The sequence below is a fragment of the Nostocoides japonicum T1-X7 genome (genome assembly GCF_001046855.1).
Taxonomy (GTDB): domain Bacteria; phylum Actinomycetota; class Actinomycetes; order Actinomycetales; family Dermatophilaceae; genus Nostocoides; species Nostocoides japonicum.
Window position 1 is genome coordinate 5,126,019 of the sequence record NZ_HF570958.1, and the last position, 2,878, is coordinate 5,128,896.

The window sequence follows — 2,878 nt, forward strand, 5'->3', positions numbered from 1 at the left end:
CGCTCACGGGGCCGGGGCGGCGGGCCGCCGGGTCACGCGCCGTCCCGGGATCTGACGACGAGGTCGGACAGGAGCGCGAGCGAGCCGATCATCATGCCGCTGACGAAGAGCAGCACCGTGCTCGCGGGGAAGTAGAAGGGGTGGCGCACCATGTCGACGACGCCCTTGACGAGCGCGATGGCGATGAGCCACAGGGCCGGCGGCATGAGGACCTTGAGCGGGTCGAAGTACATGACCATCCGCAGCACCTGGAGGATGTAGCGGTACGCGTCGCGGACGAAGTGGAACTTGCTCGTGCCCTCGCGCTTGGCATACGACGTCTCGACGTACTTGACGTCGTGCTGGTTCGACAGGAACGCGATCGTGATCGTCGTGACGCACGAGAAGCCCGCCGGCAGGAGCCGCAGGTAGGGCAGCGAGACCTCCCGCCGGAACGCCCGCAGCCCCGAGTTGAGGTCGGGGATGCGCTGGTTGGTCAGGTGCTCCGCGACCTTGCGGATGAACCACTTCGCGGGCACCCGGGCCCACTTGTGGGTCCCCTCCTCGGTCGTCCGGGCCCCGACGACCTGGTCGTACGTCGGGTCGTCGTGCAGGACGCGGACGAGGTCGGGGATCCGCTCGTTCTCGTAGGTCATGTCGGCGTCGGTCCACACGACGATCTCCCCGCGGGCCAGCTGGCTGCCGATGCGCCGGGCCGTCCCCGCGCCGCCGTTGCGCCGGAACGGCAGCACCTTGACGCTCGGGTAGTCCGCGCGCGCGTCCCGCAGGACGGCGAGGGTGTCGTCGGTCGACGCGTCGTCGATGCAGAGGATCTCGTAGCCGAACTCGCTCTCGTCGAGCACCCGGGAGATCCGGTCGATCTCTTTCAGGACGTGGGCGCCCTCGTTGTAGCAGGGCAGGACGACGGTGACGTACGGGTCGGGCAGCGTCGGGTCGTCGCCCTCGACGACGTAGCCGGTCCGCGGCCCGTGGTCCTCGCGACGCGAGATGGTCGGGGTGTATGCCGTGGGCTCGGTCGGGTCCGCCGCCGGCCCGGCCGGGGCCTGCGTCATCGGCTCGGTCAGGTCCGCGGACGTCAGGCCGGTCGGTGTGCATGCCGGCGGCTGGGTCGGGTCCGCCGCCGGGCCGGTCGGGCCCTGCGTCATCGGCTCGGTCAGGTCCGCGGACGTCAGGCCGGTCGGTGTGTATGCCGTGGGCTGGGTCGGGTCCGCCGCCGGGCCGGTCGGGCCCTGCGTCATCGGCTCGGTCAGGTGCTCGCTCATCGCCCGCGAGCCTACCGGCGGTTGGTGTGCCGGCCGCCCTCCTCCCCTGCGGGCCCCCCTGTCGCCCCCTTTCCCGGTCCTCGGGCCGCGCCCACCCGCTCGCCCCGGCCCCGCAGCTTTATCGGGTCACCCGAAAAGACGTGGCCTCGCCCCACTTCCCTTCCCGGGTGAAGCCCGGTCTTCCGGGGTCACCCGATAATGCTGCGGGCGGCGAACCTGACGCTGCGGGCGGCGCACCTCATGCTGCGGGCGGCGGACCGGGCCGGGCACCGCGACGGACCGGCCGACCCTCGCGCCACACCCGGGTTTTGTCCTCGGGTGGCGAGCGGGAATAGTGGCGGGCGTGGACTCCGACGAGGTTCTCTCGCTCCTGAAGCAGGTCGCCGCCGACGTCATCACGCCGCGCTTCCGGTCGCTCGCCGACGGAGAGGTCATGGAGAAGAAGCCCGGGGACCTCGTGACGGTCGCCGACCGCGAGGCGGAGACGGCGATCACGGCCGAGCTCGTCGCGGCATACCCCGACGCCGTCGTCCTCGGCGAGGAGGCCGCGGCGGCCGATCCGGGCCTCATCGACCGTTTCCGGGCGGCCTCGCACGGCTTCACCGTCGACCCCGTCGACGGGACGAAGAACTTCGTCCACGGCAACCCCGACCACGCCGTCATGGTCGCCGAGGTGCGCGGTGGCGAGACGGTGCGGGGCTGGATCTGGCAGCCGGAGCACGAGGTGGGGTGGATCGCCGAGAAGGGTGCCGGGGTCTACCGGGACGGGGTCCGGATGCACCGGGCGCCGGTCCCGGACAAGCCCGGCCGACCCGTCGGCTCGACGTCCATCTGGTCGCTGCGTGGCCACGTCCTCGACGACCTGCCGCCGCTCGGCCCGTCGTGGGTGTGCTGCGGGGTCGACTACCCCCGCCTCATCGAGGGCGCCACCGACTACCTCCTCTACTCCGGCACGCACGCCTGGGACCACGCGCCGGGAACCCTCATGGTCGCCGAGGCCGGCGGCGCGTCGGGCCACCCCGACGGCACGGCATACCGCCCTCTCGCCGACCCGCCGGGGCTCGTCGTCGCGGCCGACCGGGTGACCCTCGCGTGCGTCCAGCGGCGCGTCGGGCCGGTGTTCGCGCGCCGCTGACGGGACTCGTCGGTCGGGTGGCACACCGGGCATCCCGACGCGCTGCGGATCCCGGCCGAGCCGTGCGAGGGGCCCACCGGCTCGATCGGCCCGACCGGCTCAGTACCAGTGGGGTGAGCGCGACTGCCACGCCGACCACGCGGCGCACGGCGACCCGTAGGCGGACCGGATGTAGCCGAGCCCCCACCGGATCTGGGTGACCGGGTTGGTGAGGTAGTCCGACCCCACGGCCGCCATCTTGTAGCCCGGCAGCGCCTGCGGGATGCCGTACGCGCCGGACGAGGGGTTCGTCGCGCTCCACGACCAGCCGCTCTCGCCGTTCCACAGGCTGACGAGGCATCCCCACTGGCCGCCGCCGAAGCCGTAGGACCCCATGAGCCCGCGCGCGATCGCCTGGGGGTTGCGCTGGGCGCTCGTCTGGGCGGCGCTCCCCATCGAGGAGAACGCCCGGTATGCCGAGACGCGGCTCGCCGCGCGAGCC

Annotated in this window: 3 protein-coding genes; 1 reads left to right on the forward strand and 2 read right to left on the reverse strand. The window is 72.9% G+C overall.

Annotation, left to right across the window (positions count from 1 at the left end; translation table 11 throughout):
- Positions 1 to 32: 32 nt before the first annotated feature.
- Positions 33 to 1,262: a glycosyltransferase family 2 protein gene (locus BN12_RS23120; protein WP_235432516.1), complete on the reverse strand. Its 1,230-nt coding sequence runs from the start codon at positions 1,260 to 1,262 to the stop codon at positions 33 to 35.
- A 343-nt stretch (positions 1,263 to 1,605) separates the two neighbouring features.
- On the opposite strand from BN12_RS23120, the gene BN12_RS23125 reads away from it, so the two are divergent.
- Positions 1,606 to 2,397, forward strand: coding sequence for an inositol monophosphatase family protein (locus tag BN12_RS23125; RefSeq protein ID WP_048555813.1), 792 nt, complete (start codon positions 1,606 to 1,608; stop codon positions 2,395 to 2,397).
- Between the two features lie 99 nt (positions 2,398 to 2,496).
- Here the strand turns inward: BN12_RS23125 and BN12_RS23130 are convergent.
- A partial coding sequence (locus tag BN12_RS23130) for an aggregation-promoting factor C-terminal-like domain-containing protein (protein ID WP_456093710.1) occupies positions 2,497 to 2,878 on the reverse strand: 382 nt, incomplete at its 5' end.